The organism is Legionella stuttgartensis, assembly GCF_977063405.2.
Genome location: NZ_CDRUHA020000056.1, coordinates 226,106 through 244,651 on the forward strand (window position 1 = coordinate 226,106; position 18,546 = coordinate 244,651).

Consider the following 18,546-nt stretch of genomic DNA (forward strand, 5'->3'; position numbering starts at 1 on the left):
TAAAGAGTATATTCATGGAACCACTTTTAAATATAGCAATTAACGCAGCACGACAAGCCGGTGAAATCATAATTCGACATATGGAGCAAGTGGATCGTCTCAAAATTACTGCTAAAAATAACCATGAATATTTTAGCGAAGTAGACATCAAAGCCGAACAAACTATTATTCATGCAATTCATAAAGCGTATCCAGATCATGGGATCCTCGCTGAAGAAAGCGGTCTTCAAGAAGGTGATAATGAGTCGATCTGGATTATTGATCCATTAGACGGAACATCGAATTATCTACATGGCTTCCCTTTCTTCTCTGTTTCAATAGCAGTGAAAGTTAAAGGAAGAATAGAGCATGGCGTTATCTATGATCCATTACGCCATGAGTGTTTTTCTGCAAGCCGAGGACGCGGGGCACGCTTAAATGATCGAAGAATACGTGTTTCCAAACAAACTCAACTCGTTTCCTCGCTGTTAGGAACTGGCTTCCCAGCTCGCGATATCAGCATCGCACAAAAATATTTACCAACATTCGAAGCCTTATTTGGCAAGTGCGCAGGCGTTAGAAGAACTGGATCTGCTGCGCTTGACTTAGCTTATGTTGCCAGCGGACGCCTTGATGGATTTTGGGAGTTTGGTTTACGTCCTTGGGATATAGCGGCAGGATCATTACTAATTAGAGAAGCAGGTGGCTTGATTAGCGATTTACAAGGTGGGGATGATTTTCTCAAACATGGAGACATTGTAGCTGGAACACCTAAAGTATTTAAATCATTACTACAAACCATTTCTCCTGTTTTGAAGTAAATTATAGAGTTCATAATCTCATTTTGTAGCCTGGATAATCCGGGCTACAAAAGATAGGATTATGTTTTATTTAAACCCCGGCTTCACTCCAAAGCTTAAGGGAAGTTCATCCGCCAGTGCAGTCCCTAGATTCTTCGTCACCCGATCAAAAAGATTTTGTTTATGGGTATAATCAATAACATCAGGAACCTTAACTACTTCACGAGCTAACTGCCCACTACTCGCAAAACCATCAATTAACCCCATTGCCAGAGCTTGCTCTCCAGTCCAAAAAAGTCCAGAGAATGTATCATCATCAATATGTAAACGGTTTCCTCGACCTTCTTTTACTCGATTAATGAATTGCTCATGAACCTGATCCAGCATAACCTGTAGTTTTTGCTTTGCAAAATCTGTTTCAGGAGTAAACGGATCCAACAATGATTTATTTACACCAGAGGTTTGTAATCGGCGTGTAATTCCAACTTTGTTAATTAGGTCCACAAAACCAAAACCGTTATACAGAACACCTATTGAGCCAACCATACTTGCCGGACTTGCATAAATATTTTCGGCAGCAACAGCAACATAATATGCAGCAGAAGCACATGCATCCACACAAACAGCATAAATTTTTATATCAGGGTATTTTTTTTGATAAAACTTTATCAGGTTATACATATATTCAGCCTGCACAGGACTACCACCAGGACTATTAATACGTACGATGACCGCCTTTAATCCAGAGTTTTTGTATGCAGAGTCCAATCCCTTGGCGAAATCATCAGAATTGGCTTTGGATTCTGCCATTTCACCCGTTATATCGATAATACCGACATGGGGCTTAATATTAGTACCTAGGTCCTCATTGGTACTTATAAGTACTTGATAAACTATAAACATAATGATAAGTAAATAAATAACACGCATAAACCACTTCCATCGGCGTTTCCTTTTTGCTTCTTTCATATAATCAATAATGATTTGATTCAGCAATGCTTGAGAATCCGAAGTAGAATTAGGAGAATGGTTGTTTGTCATAATCATCACTTGAAAAAATTAAAATAGGCCTCATTTTACGGTAGATACAAGAAAATTAACACCCATTAACCCATTAGAAGGTTATATATCATGAGAATGGATAAGCTAACATCAAAGTTTCAAATAGCCTTGGCAGATGCCCAATCTCTCGCTTTAGGACGAGATAATGGCTTCATCGAACCAGAGCACTTAATGAAAGCCCTTTTGGATCAACAAGGAGGCAGCTGTAGACCCCTACTGAGTAAAGCTGGCGTCAACATCCCTTTATTAAGGACTCTTTTAGACCAAGCATTAGATAAACTTCCGAAAGTATCCGGGATGGGAGGTGATATCCATATTTCCAACGGATTAAATCGTCTTTTAAACCTTACAGATAAACTGGCTCAACAAAAAAAGGATAATTTTATTTCCAGCGAGCTTTTTGTTCTAGCAGCCATAAACGAAGACGGTAGTCTTTCGAGGATGCTTAAACAAGCTGGCGGCGAAGCCAAAGCAATAGAAAATGCAATTAGTGAGTTGCGAGGCGGGGAAAGCATTAATGACGCCAATGCCGAAGAACAACGCCAAGCTTTAGAGAAATATACTCTTGATTTAACCGCCCGAGCAGAACAAGGCAAACTTGATCCGGTAATTGGTCGTGATGATGAAATTCGTAGAACCATTCAGGTATTACAAAGACGTACAAAAAACAATCCTGTTTTGATTGGTGAACCTGGTGTAGGTAAAACTGCAATTGTTGAAGGATTAGCACAACGCATTATTAATGGCGAAGTTCCTGAAGGTCTAAAAAATAAACGCTTACTTTCTTTGGATATGGGCGCCTTGATTGCAGGAGCAAAATATCGCGGTGAATTTGAAGAACGACTCAAAGCAGTTCTTAATGATTTAGCGAAACAAGAAGGTCAAATTATTCTCTTTATTGACGAACTTCATACCATGGTTGGTGCAGGAAAAGCTGAGGGTGCCATGGATGCGGGAAACATGCTAAAACCCGCTTTAGCACGCGGCGAACTCCATTGCATCGGTGCAACGACTTTGGATGAATACCGACAATACATTGAGAAAGATGCCGCTTTAGAACGACGCTTCCAGAAAGTTTTGGTTGATGAACCGAGTGTTGAAGACACCATCGCTATTCTTCGTGGTTTAAAAGAGCGCTATGAAGTGCATCATGGTGTTGAAATTACTGATCCTGCGATCGTTGCAGCAGCTACTTTATCACATCGATATATTACTGACAGACAATTACCTGATAAAGCAATTGACTTAATTGATGAAGCAGGAAGTTTGATTCGTATGGAAATAGATTCCAAACCCGAAAGCATGGATAAATTAGAGCGACGTTTGATCCAATTAAAAATCGAGCGTGAGGCGCTTAAAAAAGAACATGATGAAGCCTCTAAAAAACGACTTGAGGATCTGCAACAGTCAATTGACGAATTAGAAAAAAATTATTCTGATTTGGAAGAGGTATGGAAAGCAGAAAAAGCCACAATGCATGGGGCTACTCAAATTAAAGAGGCGCTCGAGCAAGCAAAACTTGAAATGGAAACTGCACGTCGTGCTGGAGATTTGAGTCGAATGTCTGAATTACAATATGGACGCATTCCAGAACTTGAAAAACGTCTAACCCAAGTAGCAGAAGTTGAGTCACATGAGAACAAATTAGTCCGTAATAAAGTGACTGAGGATGAGGTTGCAGAAGTCGTATCCAAATGGACAGGCATACCTGTAGCCAAAATGATGGAAGGTGAAAAAGAAAAATTACTCCGTATGGAAGAAGTGCTTCATCATCGCCTTATAGGCCAAAACGAAGCAATAAATGCTGTATCCAATGCCATTCGTAGGTCACGTGCCGGTTTATCCGACCCTAACCGTCCTATAGGTTCGTTTTTATTCCTTGGTCCTACAGGAGTGGGTAAAACGGAATTGTGTAAGGCTTTGGCTTCATTTCTCTTTGATACAGAAGAAGCAATGGTACGTATCGACATGTCTGAATTTATGGAAAAACATTCCGTGGCTCGTCTGATTGGTGCACCTCCTGGTTACGTAGGTTATGAGGAAGGAGGGTATTTAACAGAAGCAGTCCGTCGCAGACCCTACTCTGTAGTTTTACTTGATGAAGTAGAAAAAGCGCATACAGATGTGTTCAATATACTTCTGCAAGTTATGGATGATGGACGCTTGACTGACGGTCAGGGACGTACTGTTGATTTTCGTAATACCATTATTGTCATGACTTCGAATCTTGGTTCCAATTTGATTCAAGAAATGGGCAATAAATTTAAATACGACCAAATTAAAGATGCTGTAATGGAAATGGTACGCCAACACTTTCGTCCTGAATTCATTAACCGAATTGATGATACAGTGGTCTTCCATGCTCTTGCTCAAGATCAAATTGCGAAAATTGCAGGAATTCAAATTAGTTACTTGCAAAAACGCTTGAAACAACAAGATATCCATCTTGATGTAACGAAAGAAGCATTATCACACTTAGCAGAAGCAGGTTTTGATCCGGTATATGGTGCAAGGCCTTTGAAACGCACCATCCAGCAACAGCTTGAAAATCCTTTAGCTCAAGATATATTGACCGGGAAATTCAAGTCAGGTGATACAATTAAAGTGACTTATAAAGATGGTGAAATGAAGTTCTCTTAGGCACTATTGAAAACCTACAATATTTTCGCGGACTATTTAGCATATAGCCTGGCGGTGAAAGCCGCCACGTTGTATTCCTAAAAATTCTATAACTCGATTCAAGCAGAATGCTTTGTATGAGTTCTATATGTACCGTGAAATAGCTTCCCAAGCTTTACATAGATAATTGCCTCACTCGATAAACCGAGCCTCTACCCCCTACTAGCAATCAGGGGCGCCTCTGTACATCCGATTTTATACTATACTTATTCGTATTACCGGTCAGATAAAGAGGTAATATGGGAAAATATTTCTTTGCGTTGAGCCAAAAGTCTTCAGAAGTTGAAGGCGAAGAAGAGGAAGAAGAGGAAGAAGAGGAAGAAGAGTATCCTCTAGAAGAAGAGGATGAATACTATATTAGTTCAAATAACCAACACGAATCTTTGGACCCTCTCCTCGCTGCCGAATATGCAGTCTTTTCAGGAAATTTATTACGCCATATTTTAGGCCCTGAACATCCGGAGTACCATCTTTTAAGAAATAAAGACAGTACGAATTATTATCGAGCAGCTAAACTTTTAGAGAACTACCGTGACTGGCAGGAAGTAGTTAAAGTATCTTCGAATGGCTCAATAAGTTTACAATATGACGAAGAACCGCCCAGAAATATCCTTGCTATGAATATAGTCGGATTAATTGACCTATTTGTAGTATGTCATTTTTTAGGAGAAGCAGATTGGGAAGGTGGGAATTTTGGGTTTATCAAGAAAAAGGATACTTTTTTCGCAATCCGCCTCGATCCTGGTTTTAGTTTTAATTCATTTATCATAGAAAATAATAATATTAATTTAGAAACATATATTGACAATTTTGTTATCAATTATCTTACAAAAGAAATCACAAGTAATTCAGAGGACGATTACTACTTAACCGAAGTTTTAGATCACGAGCACCATATGTTTAGAAGTTCTGATGCTAAAACCTTATTCTCAGATAGAGAAAGAATAATATTAACATTAAGGAAAATAGCCGAACTGTCGGAAGAAGATTTACACGAAATCAAAATGAAATCTTTTACAACACATCATTTTCCTATAGCAGATAAATTGATCGAAACATTACTTTCACGAAGAGAACTATATATAAGTTTTATCAAGAAACGTGAAAAAGATGATGAGGAAGATGCAATTGAAAAGGAAGAGTATGAGGAGTCAAGTTCTATTGGCAAAAAAAGAAAACGTAAACAATTACCAGGATTTTTTATTCAAAATAGTACAGATACCCCAAATCAAAGCCAATTAGATTGTGACAACAATACCCAAGATAAGGAGAACAAAAGTACAAAGAATAAGCGTGTACGTGTCTCCCCAAGCACGAGTAGCCCTTAACAACAGTATAAGAAACCGAGAGCAACTCCTCTCATTAACATTCCACACGTTTTAATCGTTCTACTAACTTCTTTTTCACCCCTGGCCATTCTGCAGCAAGAATACTAAACAAGACTGTATCAGTCACTTGTCCATTGTGATGAATCATATGTTGACGCAAGATACCTTCTTTTATTGCTCCTAATTTTTTTAGCGTATTGTAATTTTTCGTATTACGGGGATCTGTGGCAATTTGTAGTCGATTAATGTTCCAGACCTCAAATGCATTTTGAAATAGCAAAAATAAAGACTCATGATTATACTGCTTACCCCATACTGAGGGGGTAAGCCAACCGTAACCAACTTCTAATTTTTTATGTTGCAGGTCGATCTCATAGTAAGCTCGACTTCCAATCAACTGATTATCTTTTAGTCGTCTTATCACATAAGTGAGTTGTGTGCCCTGTAAGTGTTTCAGCAAACAATCCTGAAACCAGGACTCATAGAACGTACCATTCGCTTTATTTGGCATATAAGTCCAAATGCGAGCATCATTAGCCGGTTGGCGCAAGCATGCATAATGATTTATAGTAAGTGGTTCCATTTGAATCGATTGTCCAATAAGAGTTCCAAGCATAATCGTACTGACTTCTGCTTTATTTTTAGGCATAATAAGGGCGTCAGACATTATCATTTCTCAGTATAAAAACTATGATCAATAAATTATTTCATCGAATAAAACAACTGTTTCATACACCGACAGATAAAATTATTTCTAATGGATATAGAATTATTTCCATTGATGAGAATTATCAAAATACTGGAAAAGTTTTTGTTAAAATCCAAGTTACTGGTAAGGCGGTAGCTTTTGATAAGCCTGTAAGTGAACTGTACCAAAAAAAGTGGCTGGATAATTTTTCCCCTGAAGATGTAGCGCATATTGCGGCTATATATTCTGCCGAACAAACCAATAATTTGGATTTGATTAAAAGATTCCCCAAACAAACATCCGCAAACAAATCTAGTGTAATTAGTGTAGGTATATTGTTTACAACTTTTTTAATTTTATCGAATTTAGCCGCCTTTAAAATTGCTGCTTTTGGTTCCATCAGTTTTGCTGCAGGTTTAATTTTCTTTCCTTTAACATATGTTTTTGATGACATTTTAACCGAGGTATATGGATTTAAAGTGAGTCGGCGGATCATTTGGATGGCATTACTGGCGAATACTATTGTATTTTTAGGAACCTGGCTGACCATTTATCTTACTCCGTCGCCCTACTGGTCACATCAGGATGCATATGCAACGGTATACCACGGGACATTAAGGGTTTTCACAGCCTCCGTCATTAGTTACTTTTTTGGTGAATTTGCCAATTCAATTATTTTAGCCAAACTCAAAGTGCTGACAGCCGGAGAGCGGCTTTGGCTTCGCGCGATTACCAGCACGATGATCGGTGTTGGTATCGATACCCTACTTTTTACTCACATCGCCTTTTTGTTCTTAATCCCTTACGCGGGCATTTGGCAAATTATGGGGACAATGTATTTATTCAAAGTATTGTATGAAATATGTGCATTGCCCATTACATATCATTTTTCCAACTATTTAAAACGAAAAGATAATGTCGATCATTTTGATGTGAAAACCAATTTTAATCCGTTTTCATTAGCGCTTTAATTTTGATACAACAATAACTTACTTGTGAAGAATGAACCATTTTTCTTGATGTATTCTTTATTGCTTTACTTATTTAAGATGTCCATATCCTACTTTGACATAAGAGATTTCTTAACAAGTTCCATTAACGCAGAAATAGATAAACCGCTTTATGTTTTTTTCATTCTCCCTCAAGGGGTGGGAAAATTTTTGATCCTTTTGCAGCCTCTACTGATTGGCAGTCAAGAAATACACTCCGCCCCAAAAAGTATTAATGAAGCAATTGATAACTGCAGTAGAGGATTCAGAAAAGAATCCGCTTCTTGATATTGCAAAACAAAATGAATTTTTGGAAACAACAATTAAAATTCTTAAAAATCTCTATGAAACCAATCCTACGGATCTCCAGAAGAAAGAGTTTGACTTCATTAATGCGTTGCTTCAAGAATATGCAAGCACCCAGACGATTTCATTAAACCGTCAATATCACCACTTCATCTTTTTTCGGCTCGACTTGCAATGTAAGCTCTTTCTCCGCTCTCGCGATGGCGGTAAGCATCTTATCTTTTCCATTAAAAAATGTGCAATCCAAAGCAGCGCCAGGCTCTGTTTCAAGGAATTGTTTAAGAAATTTCACCCCATTGAGCATGTCGTCTTTACTTAATTCATCCAGACTTTTTTCCAAGCCTAAAGCCTGTTGAAGCGTAAATAATAGATCGGTATCGAGCATCATTGATTGTTGTAGTAACAATACATAACCACCAAAGAGCATATAACTGCACGTAGAGTCATAACAACCTTTCATTTTAGTTAAAAAAGAGCCGTGCTCTGTGGACTCGAGATTGTCTTGAATTAATGGAGTATAAAATAAACTGAAAATTATATTTCTTGATGTCTCTGATTCGACATGTTTAATAAGACTTGCATTTATTGTCTCATCATCTAAACTTTTAAAAGCATTAAAATCTTTATAGTCTTTTGCTACCCCTTTACACCACTTCTCTATATCTTTTTCAAGCTGTTGCCGTTCATTTTCAATTTGCTCGGCTAGCGTTTTAACAAATTCAATTGCTGTAAACCGATTTAGGATAGCTGCACCTCGTCGTGCATGTTCTTCGATAATATCCTGTAAATAAGGTTTGAAATTTTTATCTTCAGCAAAATGGGGGTATTTCATGTAGCGAGGAAGCTTCTCTTTATCTTCAAGCAGCATATTATTACGAAAGACTTCCAATGCTTTCACAATAGTTACAACATCAAGAATTTTTAAATCATCTACTTTAAACGTCTTTTTTGCCAAATCTGAGTCTAACTCTTTAAATTTCAATGCTCTTCTTATTGCTTGGAATAACTTACAATCCGTTACATTACATTTGCCCCATATAGTCCAAGATGCATAGTAATTATAATTGTCATATTCCTTAATCAATCGAAAATAGCGATGAATTAAGGCTCCTAATAAAAACATAGTACCCTGCTCTGTATCTTTTTTATTTTCTTTCGAAATTTGGCGTAACTCATTTGACAATTGATTAAACACATCAATCTGAGGAGTTCTATCCGATTTACATTTCAGTACTTCATTAGTTCTAGCGATTAATACATCAAGTGAAGAGGATCCCTCACTAACCTGACCATCCACTACTGTATACCTTCCCAATATAGTGGAATATTTTGTTTCTAGGTTCAGCGTATTGACTCTAAGTTTTGCAAATGCTGGCGGAATAAAAGTCATACATCCTCCTTAATACATACCCATTCCCAAAGAATTCATAATTCCTCTACAAAGCCCATATAAAGATGAGGAATTGTTGCTAGACGATAAATATTTTGCTTCATGAATGTCCTTTTGAATTGTTGCTCCTAATCGCTTATTTAGTTCACTATATGTTTCTTCTTCGCGTCGTTCATATACAAAAGTGCAATAAAAACTGAACTCGCTCAAACATGAATTAAAAAAATCCTTGTCCATTTCTTCAAAAGATTGGATTTCTAAATGACTACGAAATAAATCAACCAACGATTGATAAAGATAATTACTTACTGAAGAATTATATTGGGTCCACTTAACCAAATATATTCCAATAATAACCTTCCTTCTAAATTCATTGAAATCATCTAGAGTTAGCGTAGGATCTCTCTTAACAACTTTAACATATTGGATTAATTCATATGTCTCATCTAAACTGTGAGCCAGCATAGTTATTGTAGCTGCATCATCAATGGCAACATGATTAGGAACGAATAAAGAAAAAAAATTCATACATCCCACATGGTGTCCATAAGATCGCGCTAAACACGTTGCTAATCGTTTCGCTTTTTGCTGAAATTCGGCAAACTTTGTCATTGCGTCCCTCCTGCAAATTTGACCCGCAATAACTGCAACGCGTCATTGTCCCAAAATGTAAAAGCCTTCATTTTTTATAGCAACCTATAAAAAATATTGCAACTATTAATTTAACTAATTGAACATAAAAAGAATTAAAAGTCTTTTTTCTAATTTTTTATGCCCAATAAGTTCGAGGATAACTCAGTAAGTCAGATCTGTAGAAGTGCTTATAAACTAAAGAATTCGCAGTGTAACTCGAGATCGATGATCCTGCAGTCCCGAGTTTCCACTGCATTGTAACCAAGATAAACATCTAGCTTGAAAATCGTTCGTCTATAGAATTGATTAATTTTTGATGAATCCCATTAAAGCCTCGGTTACTCATAACTAAAACAGCGTCTCCTGCTTGTACTGTATTGGTTATTTCTTCAATTATTTCTTCATGGTTTTTACAAATCTTATAAGGACAAGTCCAGTTGCTTATCGTTTCATGCAAATTAAAATCCTGGGGCTCCAAAACATACGCACCATGAACGGGTTGCAAAGCATGCGCCATTTCATCGGCATGAACACCAGTACGCATGGTATATGATGCAAACTCTAACACTGCAAAAATACGTTGATGTCTATTACTTCGTTTCAAAGCATCTACTGTTCGCATAATGGCTGTAGGATGATGTGCAAAATCATCATAAACCGTTACATCATGTTTATTTGAACGAACCTCTAATCGACGTTTTACTGGTGTAAAGCGTTCTAAAGCTTCAGCTGCTACTTGTGGATCAACTCCAGCATTTACACTCGCAGCAAGAGCTGCCAAACCATTTTCCACATTAAAACGCCCTATTAATGGCCATTTTACTTCGGCTACTTCCTTTCCATGATGAAATACTTTAAACGCAGAACCATTTTCCTCAATTAATTGGGCTGCCCAATGAGCATCCCCGTCCAAAGCCAACTCTTCGAACCGTGAGTATTTGCCACGCTCAATCACTTCATTCAATGCTTTATCATCTCGAGGTTTAATCGCAACACCACTGGCAGGAATAGTTCGCAACAGATAATGAAATTGCAATTGGATCGCTGCTAAATCAGAATAAATGTCAGCATGATCAAATTCCAGATTGTTTAAAATAGCAATTCTTGGGCGATAATGCATGAACTTAGGTCGTTTATCAAAAAACGCGCTATCATATTCATCTGCTTCGATCACAAACCATTTACCCGTCCCAAGACAAGCACTCGTCTTAAAATCGGAAGATACGCCACCAATTAAAAAGCCAGGATTAAATCCCGCTTGATGTAAAATCCATGCAATCATCGACGTAGTAGTCGTTTTGCCATGCGTCCCGGCAACAGCGATTACTTGATATTTGGATAAAATATTTTCCGCAAGCCATTGTGGCCCAGAAGTATACTGTTTACCTGATTCAATGACCGCCTCAAGTACTGGCATACCTCTTTTGATCGCATTACCCACAATAACTACGTCTGCTTCTAATGCTAAAGTAGGATCATCATATCCTTCCGTCCAGATTATTCCTTTTGCTACAAGCAAATCGCTCACTGGTGGATAACAATTTGCATCACTTCCAGTAACTTTATGACCCGCATCACGTGCTAGTAAAGCTAAAGCGCTCATAAAGGTTCCGCTTATACCTAAAATATGTAAATGCATGATAATCCTAATCTCATTGTAATAAAGAAACAGTTAAAATGTTAACCGCTATTAAACCAAATGCGGCTAAGACCGATTGAATCGCTGTTGTGTTTAAAGCGAACTTATATATATGTGCTATGATAACAAACTGCCAAACAGATAATCCTAAACTGAAAAACAAATAAAGAATACCTACAAATATTAATAAGGGATTTTTTAGGTTAGGAAGAGACAGGTGAGGTGCAAGAATCAATAACGGTACCACTAATATATGAATGATAATATTGATACAGAATAACGATGTGACCGTTTGCACCAATCGTGATGTCAATCCTTTAAAATACAACGCCAGATAAGTATAAATGATATAAGAAATAACCAAGCATATTGAAATGAATACATTATTGATTAGATCTTCAGAAGAATTGAAAAAAGAATAATCCCATTCAAGCGTTATAAGTAAAACTAACAAAATACTACTTAATACCATTAGAGAAATGGAATAAGGTGTATTTTCCGGACTATCTTTAAATAAACAAATATCCCAATAACGATCAAATATAAGATGTAACATTTAAGCTAAATCCATAAGATTAGGATTCTTCCTTTTTCATTATTTTCTTCACAATATCAAGTTGTTGCACAACAGGTTCGTTCCAAGGTCCTGAAATTTTGTAACTATACGCAGAAATCTTTTGCATACTTTGGTTAATAATTTTATTTGCCACCCAGGCTGCAACCCCAGCTACAGGACCACCAGCAATAGTTGCAACAACAGGCAAACTTGCTGTTATATGTGGGGATATTTTCAAGTTCAGATCATAAGTATGTTTTACTAAATCAAGATCTCCTTTCATGCTTGCATAAGCAACTGGTCCATCAAGATAACTGTCTTGAGTACCCATAATTCCCTTATTCACAATAAAATTTCCCTGAAAAATATCGAAACTATATCCTTGATGTGCCAAATCACTAAAATCTAATTGTAAGCGGCGTGGAATTGTTTGCAAGCTTAGAATACTTAATAATTTACCGAGACCTAACTTTTCTTCTGTCTCCTTACTTAAATGCGTAATTCTTCCATTTTTAAGTTGTAAATACATACTCCCTTTTAACGAAGCAAGAGAGAATTGATATAAACTCTTTTTCCAACCACCATGAAACTCCATATATCCTTTTTTTGCATGGACGGTTGGCGTTACATGCCATCGCTCTAGAGTTTTAGCCAAATTGGTAATATTCAGTTTTAGATCAAGATTCGTCTGATTTATATTCTCCTTTTGAATCCATTCTCCCTGAACATTCAACTGATATACGGGGGAAGTAATCTGGCAATAGTCAATTTTAAATTTTTCAGCTGTGGATTGACTTTTTAAAGTTACATCACCAACCTGCACTTTTCCTACAGACAAATTGTCAACTCGTAAATTAAGATTTGGTATTTGGTTTGGATGCACTTGGGTACTCTCAGTGAAATCCTCCCCAACTGTATCAATCTTCTCTAAATTTAAATGGTATACATGGCCACTTAATTCATTTGCAGGTGATCGATAGATTAAATCTGCAGCAATATTTTTCTGCTGTAAATTAAAAGACCAATCCTTACTCGGCAATATCTTTGCTTTCACTATCATTTTATTAAATTGCTGTTTCATAAAACTCAATTTATCTATAGTGACATTAATAATTCGTAAATTGTTTAATAGCGATGCTCCTGTTTTTGGGGATGAAAATTGATTATATACATCCCTCCATTCGTGCAGATCAAATCCTTTTAAGACACCGACAATAGATAGCCCGGGCAGTTTTTGATTTACAGCATTAGCAGCACCTAAACGAACTTGTCCTGAGTCAAAAGCATAAACTTCCTTCGTGTTTTTAAACAGCAGATCCGCGCTTAAGCGTTTGTCATAATTTCCGCGTAAACGCATACTATTTTTCGCATTGAGCTCGAGATTTAATTCAAGAGCTGCCTTTGTATCCGATTTTTTACCTAAGGGCTCCGGTAAATTAACCTCCAATCCTTCCAAAGAACTAGTAAAACTGATGCTGTCGGCATCAGAAGGTTTATCACTTAACTTCAACACTGCATTCATATCTAATGAACCATCAACTACAGAAAGAAATGGCAATTTAAATTGATTTTTCAAGGAATCAACCGTGCATTTCCCAGTAATAGCAATCGTTGTAGCAGGTTTTGGGGCTTTAACTGATTGAACTTTGATATTCATTGGATGTCCCAAGATACTGGCGAACAAATAACTGTCAGTTATCCCTGTTTCATTAAACATCAACCCACCTGAAACATTTCGCACAGCAAATTGACCTAATTCATGATTGACTGTTATCGTATTATTTTTAAAGGTCACATTTCCTTTAGCAAGTACCTCATCATTTTCTGGATATAAAGGCACTTGTACACTCAAATCAAGTAAAGCGGCTCCTTTGACGGACAACATCTTTAAAAGTGACAGTTTTTTCCTTAAAGGAGACGCCATCACATAATTCATCATTTTTTGTACTGATGCATCAATTTTTCCAGTCACCAGTAAATTCTCTTTATTTTTTCCTATGTCATGAATACGCAAAAACATTTGCTTTGCAGGTACACCCTGAAAGTTAGCATGGACTATATCAATATTAAGATTACGGTTTTTAAGATGGATGTACCCATCAATCTCTTTGACCACAGGCCATTTGGAGTTAATCGCAAGCTCACCCCCGCTTGCATAACTTTCGATACTGAACTCGCCTGTATTGTTATCAAAAGGGAAATCTTTTGCCAAACCATTAACCCTTACTCGGCCACTAGCAACTGCGATACGCTTTACGTCATTCTTCAGCCAAAGATATAATTTAGGTTTCATGTATTTTTTAGGTAAAAAAGCAACCCATTGTTGCCAATTTTTCCCAGAAAATTCAGCACCAATGCGAATATTACCTACCGATTGGCGAGTCGCTTGATCGATTGCACCTTGCATACTTAATGTGAGTTCGGGCTGGTTTATTACAAGTCGTTCCACACTTATTCGCAAACCATCGCTTAACTCTTTCCAATCAAAAGCTCCATTAAGTAATGTTAATGTTTGTTCAGGATAACCCTTAACTTTTACTGAGATATTTTCAGAGTCAAGTTCTAACCTTCCCTGTTCCGGCTGCCAATTTATTACGCCTGAAAGATTTTTTACTTGAGGGATATTGCCACTGGCATTCCATCCTAATTGCTCAAAACGAGTTAAAACGTAATTTATTGAATAGTCACTAATGGAAAAATCATTTCCTCTTATTAGTAACGGATCAGGGACATTCTGAGATATATTGAGAGATGCCGGTGATTCTGATGTTACAGTAAAGGTGTTAAAAACTGGAATTGGTGGAATAACTGAAACATTAGTATTTAAGGCGACAAGAATCTGGGTATCTTGCAAGACTCCTTGAGGCTTCATACTCAATATTTTTTGGATACTTTTAGGCCAGTTAATCGCATTGGAAAACAACGATTCAATAATGATTGATTTTACAAACAACTGGTAACTTTGTTGTTCCTTATTGTATTTAAGCAATAACTTGTTCTCAGGCCATGTTACACCACCAATTCGCAATTTAATCGGATCAGCTTGAAACGTCCAACCCAAATTGTCGGGCTTCCAGGAGAGGTTGGCAAAGAAAGATTGAATCAGCTGGCTCTGTTGATTGTTTAGTAGTCTCCAGGCCAGTCGCTTAAATCTTACCTGCGCTTGTATTGAAGATATAGCACCATGATGCACATCAAGCCATAAATTAATAGAACCCTTACCACCTTCCAAATGTTCAGTTGCTTTAGGAATTAAACTTTGCCATTGAGCAGGTACAACATTTTTGGCTGAAAAATAAAACTTCCCTTCAATATCCTCAAAATGATCTGGATCAAAATATCCATCGCCTAACAGCTGAAAATTAGTGCTGCTTGTTTGTGCAAGCTGAGCTTCGCCCTTAAATTTGTAATGTCCTCCCCGATTTACTACCGATACATTTAAACCATTAACAGGAATCAAGCCTCCATCACTAAAATGGAAATATGCTGAAACCTGTTTGATAATTAAGTGTTCTTGTTGGGATAGCCAGATCAAAATTTGTTTGGTTTTCTCAGGAGTCATATCGCTGCTATTTAGCGAGTCGGTTGCAACACCATCAATAGTCCAGTGATGATCCTTTTCTCTCAAATTGAGATGCATGTCATCAATATAAAGGACTCCAGGCTGGATCTGCCAAGTCCATAATGATTTAAATAGGTTAATACCAACTAACAATTTATTGATACGAAAAGCTTGGTCTGAATCATTGCCTAATGTAACCTGATGTAATTTAAGTACTGGCTGAAACCAATACCATCCTGTTTCCATTGTTTGTATGGTTACAGGTTGCCCGATGAGAATTGAGAGATGCTGCTCAACCTCTCCCTTATATTCTTTTGCCCAGGGAGTCAAAGATCGGAATATGCTGGATAAAACGGCCATAAAAATAATTAGGATAGCTAAAAGCATCCAAATTCTTTTTATTACTTTACTCACGCCTAGTTTTCGATTACTCATTGGTTTTTTTACTATACCATTGCTTTTGCGCATACTCATCACTTTCTTTTTGTTCGATGCGCTGGAGTTTGAGTTGTTCACTCTTGTTAACCCGGTCAACCAATTGATTGACTCCTTCTTCAGAAATTTTTGCTTGTTTGTAATTCAGTTCGGCCTTAGACCTTAGCTTCCCTAAATAAGCTAAATGCGTATTCAATTGTATTAAAGCTGTGTCCAAATGGCTAATAAAATCGATGCGATTACGTAGTCGAGCTACTACGGTTCCTTGTTCACCGATTTTTTCAACTTGCTTTAAATAATCTTGACGATAAGATACCAATTGTTCATGCTTTAACTTATTATGTTTGAATTGCTCCTGTGCTTTTAAAAGATCCTGATATGCAGCATAGGTCGCTTCCTTCTTGATCTGCAACAGTTGTTTTAAACGTTCCAATCGCTGACTCATCAATTAGCCCCAAAAGATGATACTAATTGAGATAACATCGATACACTTTCTTTATAAACAACTCGTTCGTTGATACCCTGCTCCATATATTCCCTGATTTTATCTCGAGCCTGAATCGCTTTATCAAGATTAGGATCGCTTCCCTTAGCATAAGCACCCAGAAGTATGAAATCTTTGTTTTTCTCATACAATGATAAATATTTTTTGAATAATAGCATATCATTTATTTGTTGTTCAGGTACTATAGTTTGCATTACTCTGCTTATCGAAGCTTCCAAGTCAATAGCAGGATATTGTCCTTCTTCAGCAATCGATCGACTTAGAACAATATGCCCATCCAAAATAGCCCGCGCTGCATCCGCAATCGGATCCTGCAAATCGTCCCCTTCAGTTAAAACGGTATAAAATGCAGTAATCGAACCGCTACCTGGTTCTCCATTACCAGCCCGCTCAACAAGCTTTGGTAATTTGGCAAACACAGAGGGAGGATAACCTTTCGTTGCTGGCGCCTCGCCAATAGATAGCGCAATTTCTCTTTGTGCCTGAGCAAACCGAGTTAATGAATCCATCAGGAGAAGCACATGCTTGCCCTGATCGCGAAAATATTCAGCAATACTCGTGGCTACTTTAGCACCATGCAAACGCATTAGCGGGCTTTCATCTGCAGGAGCTGCTACAACAATCGCGCGTTTCAAACCTTCTTCACCTAGATTCAATTCAATAAATTCTTTGACCTCTCGACCACGCTCACCAATCAACCCAACCACCACTATGTCCGCTTGGGTAAAACGAGTCATCATTCCTAACAAAACAGATTTCCCTACACCTGATCCCGCAAATAATCCAATTCGCTGTCCGCGCCCAACAGTAAGTAATCCATTAATTGCTCGAATGCCTACATCCAAAGGTGTATCTATGACTGCCCTTTTCAAAGGATTAACTGCTGGGCTAATTAAAGGATATGAATCCTTCATCTCAAGAGGTGGACCATCATCGATAAGAACCCCAGATCCATTGACAACTCGGCCAAGTAATTGAGTTCCAACTGCAACCTGAGCGACACGTCCAGTTGGGGTAATGATCATTCCTGGTGCAAGTCCTTGAATTGCGCCTATAGACATTAAATAAACTCGATCTTGACTAAAACCAACAACTTCGGCTTCAATCGTACGAGATTCATCAATAGTAATAAAACAACGTGCACCAACAGGTTGATTAAATCCTTTGGCCTCTAAAGTAAGACCTACTGCCCGGCTTATACGGCCGCAATGCAATAGCCCTGAATGTTCCTTTTCACGAATTTCAGACAATACCTCAACCAGATGAGACTCATAAATTTTCATCGGTTAACCCTGATCTTTTAAGGGTGCAATCAGGTTATCCTGAGTAATATACTTTGTAAACAAAGTTGCTAAACGGGTATATACTCGGCCATCTAACTCACTGTGTTCACCTTTTAAATAGAAATCACCACGACTCAATAAAGGATCTGCTACCAAAATCTCTAGCAAACCTGGTATCTCTTTTTCACCAAATTCACTTTTAACCCAATCTACATCATCTGGATGCATCGCAAGTATTTTATTAGTTTGTAAAGAAGGTAACTCTAATTTGATGGCATTGAGTAAGTTTTTTAATTGGTCAGGATTAACGGATAACTCTACCCCAATACAGTGTTGACTTAGCCAAATTACAGTTTGAATTATTTCTTGCGTCACTTGTTCGTCTAAAAGCTTTACTGGATTTTGTAATAGATCAAACCAACGTACGAACTGCGCCCTTTTGTCATTAATTTCGTCCTGCGCTTGCTTCATCCCCTCTGTATAACCTTTTTTTATAGCTTCTTGCTTCAGGCGCTCACACTCCGCAAGAAAAAGTGCCTCTTCATTAATTTCTACTTTCGCTTCATTATCTATAATCGATTCATATTCCCAAGCACTAAACCCGCTATTACCTTCTTTTTTCTTAAGGAAAGGCTCAAAATCATTCGACATATGCTTATCATCCTGAAAATCATATTTAATCATAAATGTGGCTCTTTTGCATTGCCATGAA

The 18,546-nt window shown here is 37.5% G+C and carries 14 protein-coding genes; 4 read left to right on the top strand and 10 right to left on the bottom strand.

Going from position 1 to position 18,546, the window contains the following annotated elements:
• Positions 1 to 14: 14 nt before the first annotated feature.
• Positions 15 to 800, top strand: coding sequence for an inositol monophosphatase family protein (locus ACWTEW_RS15315; protein ID WP_454782519.1), 786 nt, complete (start codon positions 15 to 17; stop codon positions 798 to 800).
• Positions 801 to 866: 66 nt separating this feature from the next.
• Here ACWTEW_RS15315 and ACWTEW_RS15320 read toward each other — a convergent pair whose 3' ends face one another.
• A complete protein-coding gene (locus ACWTEW_RS15320) occupies positions 867 to 1,820 on the bottom strand; it encodes a S49 family peptidase (RefSeq protein ID WP_454782520.1) in 954 nt (317 codons plus the stop codon).
• 90 nt (positions 1,821 to 1,910) lie between these two features.
• On the opposite strand from ACWTEW_RS15320, the gene clpB reads away from it, so the two are divergent.
• Both clpB and ACWTEW_RS15330 read left to right on the top strand, forming a co-directional pair.
• A complete protein-coding gene (gene clpB / locus ACWTEW_RS15325; RefSeq protein WP_454782521.1) occupies positions 1,911 to 4,481 on the top strand; it encodes an ATP-dependent chaperone ClpB in 2,571 nt (856 codons plus the stop codon).
• 278 nt (positions 4,482 to 4,759) lie between these two features.
• Complete coding sequence (locus ACWTEW_RS15330) at positions 4,760 to 5,848, top strand: hypothetical protein (protein WP_454782522.1); 1,089 nt, start codon at positions 4,760 to 4,762, stop codon at positions 5,846 to 5,848.
• A 34-nt stretch (positions 5,849 to 5,882) separates the two neighbouring features.
• On the opposite strand, the gene ACWTEW_RS15335 is transcribed toward ACWTEW_RS15330, so the two are convergent.
• Positions 5,883 to 6,515 carry a GNAT family N-acetyltransferase gene (locus ACWTEW_RS15335; RefSeq protein ID WP_454782523.1) on the bottom strand — a complete coding sequence of 211 codons (633 nt, stop codon included), beginning with the start codon at positions 6,513 to 6,515 and terminating at the stop codon, positions 5,883 to 5,885.
• 23 nt (positions 6,516 to 6,538) lie between these two features.
• Between ACWTEW_RS15335 and ACWTEW_RS15340 the strand changes: the two genes are divergently transcribed.
• Positions 6,539 to 7,507 carry a queuosine precursor transporter gene (locus ACWTEW_RS15340; protein ID WP_454782524.1) on the top strand — a complete coding sequence of 323 codons (969 nt, stop codon included), beginning with the start codon at positions 6,539 to 6,541 and terminating at the stop codon, positions 7,505 to 7,507.
• Between the two features lie 451 nt (positions 7,508 to 7,958).
• Here the strand turns inward: ACWTEW_RS15340 and ACWTEW_RS15345 are convergent, their stop codons facing one another.
• The 8 genes from ACWTEW_RS15345 to ACWTEW_RS15380 form a co-directional block, all read right to left on the bottom strand.
• Complete coding sequence (locus ACWTEW_RS15345; RefSeq protein ID WP_454782525.1) at positions 7,959 to 9,221, bottom strand: hypothetical protein; 1,263 nt, start codon at positions 9,219 to 9,221, stop codon at positions 7,959 to 7,961.
• 9 nt (positions 9,222 to 9,230) lie between these two features.
• Positions 9,231 to 9,833, bottom strand: a complete 603-nt coding sequence (locus tag ACWTEW_RS15350) for a hypothetical protein (protein ID WP_454782526.1) — start codon at positions 9,831 to 9,833, stop codon at positions 9,231 to 9,233.
• Positions 9,834 to 10,128: 295 nt separating this feature from the next.
• On the bottom strand, positions 10,129 to 11,493 hold the full coding sequence (gene mpl / locus ACWTEW_RS15355; protein WP_454782527.1) for a UDP-N-acetylmuramate:L-alanyl-gamma-D-glutamyl-meso-diaminopimelate ligase: 1,365 nt from the start codon (positions 11,491 to 11,493) through the stop codon (positions 10,129 to 10,131).
• A gap of 13 nt (positions 11,494 to 11,506) precedes the next feature.
• Positions 11,507 to 12,049, bottom strand: a complete 543-nt coding sequence (locus ACWTEW_RS15360) for a hypothetical protein (protein ID WP_454782528.1) — start codon at positions 12,047 to 12,049, stop codon at positions 11,507 to 11,509.
• Positions 12,050 to 12,068: 19 nt separating this feature from the next.
• Positions 12,069 to 16,046 carry a YhdP family protein gene (locus tag ACWTEW_RS15365; protein ID WP_454782589.1) on the bottom strand — a complete coding sequence of 1,326 codons (3,978 nt, stop codon included), beginning with the start codon at positions 16,044 to 16,046 and terminating at the stop codon, positions 12,069 to 12,071.
• Positions 16,039 to 16,491 carry a flagellar export protein FliJ gene (gene fliJ, locus ACWTEW_RS15370; RefSeq protein WP_454782529.1) on the bottom strand — a complete coding sequence of 151 codons (453 nt, stop codon included), beginning with the start codon at positions 16,489 to 16,491 and terminating at the stop codon, positions 16,039 to 16,041. The genes ACWTEW_RS15365 and fliJ overlap by 8 nt, the downstream gene beginning before the upstream one ends.
• Positions 16,491 to 17,834 (bottom strand): flagellar protein export ATPase FliI, encoded by a 1,344-nt coding sequence (gene fliI / locus ACWTEW_RS15375; protein ID WP_454782530.1) that lies wholly within the window; start codon positions 17,832 to 17,834, stop codon positions 16,491 to 16,493. The genes fliJ and fliI overlap by 1 nt, the downstream gene beginning before the upstream one ends.
• A 3-nt stretch (positions 17,835 to 17,837) precedes the next feature.
• A complete protein-coding gene (locus ACWTEW_RS15380) occupies positions 17,838 to 18,485 on the bottom strand; it encodes a flagellar assembly protein FliH (RefSeq protein WP_454782590.1) in 648 nt (215 codons plus the stop codon).
• Positions 18,486 to 18,546 lie beyond the last annotated feature (61 nt).

What these genes read in the sequence shown, in the direction of transcription:
- ACWTEW_RS15315 (WP_454782519.1), top strand. Translation starts at nt 15, where the DNA reads ATGGAACCACTTTTAAATATAGCAATTAACGCAGCACGACAAGCCGGT.
- ACWTEW_RS15320 (WP_454782520.1), bottom strand. Translation starts at nt 1,820, where the DNA reads ATGACAAACAACCATTCTCCTAATTCTACTTCGGATTCTCAAGCATTG.
- clpB (WP_454782521.1), top strand. Translation starts at nt 1,911, where the DNA reads ATGAGAATGGATAAGCTAACATCAAAGTTTCAAATAGCCTTGGCAGAT.
- ACWTEW_RS15330 (WP_454782522.1), top strand. Translation starts at nt 4,760, where the DNA reads ATGGGAAAATATTTCTTTGCGTTGAGCCAAAAGTCTTCAGAAGTTGAA.
- ACWTEW_RS15335 (WP_454782523.1), bottom strand. Translation starts at nt 6,515, where the DNA reads ATGTCTGACGCCCTTATTATGCCTAAAAATAAAGCAGAAGTCAGTACG.
- ACWTEW_RS15340 (WP_454782524.1), top strand. Translation starts at nt 6,539, where the DNA reads ATGATCAATAAATTATTTCATCGAATAAAACAACTGTTTCATACACCG.
- ACWTEW_RS15345 (WP_454782525.1), bottom strand. Translation starts at nt 9,221, where the DNA reads ATGACTTTTATTCCGCCAGCATTTGCAAAACTTAGAGTCAATACGCTG.
- ACWTEW_RS15350 (WP_454782526.1), bottom strand. Translation starts at nt 9,833, where the DNA reads ATGACAAAGTTTGCCGAATTTCAGCAAAAAGCGAAACGATTAGCAACG.
- mpl (WP_454782527.1), bottom strand. Translation starts at nt 11,493, where the DNA reads ATGCATTTACATATTTTAGGTATAAGCGGAACCTTTATGAGCGCTTTA.
- ACWTEW_RS15360 (WP_454782528.1), bottom strand. Translation starts at nt 12,049, where the DNA reads ATGTTACATCTTATATTTGATCGTTATTGGGATATTTGTTTATTTAAA.
- ACWTEW_RS15365 (WP_454782589.1), bottom strand. Translation starts at nt 16,046, where the DNA reads ATGAGTAATCGAAAACTAGGCGTGAGTAAAGTAATAAAAAGAATTTGG.
- fliJ (WP_454782529.1), bottom strand. Translation starts at nt 16,491, where the DNA reads ATGAGTCAGCGATTGGAACGTTTAAAACAACTGTTGCAGATCAAGAAG.
- fliI (WP_454782530.1), bottom strand. Translation starts at nt 17,834, where the DNA reads ATGAAAATTTATGAGTCTCATCTGGTTGAGGTATTGTCTGAAATTCGT.
- ACWTEW_RS15380 (WP_454782590.1), bottom strand. Translation starts at nt 18,485, where the DNA reads ATGTCGAATGATTTTGAGCCTTTCCTTAAGAAAAAAGAAGGTAATAGC.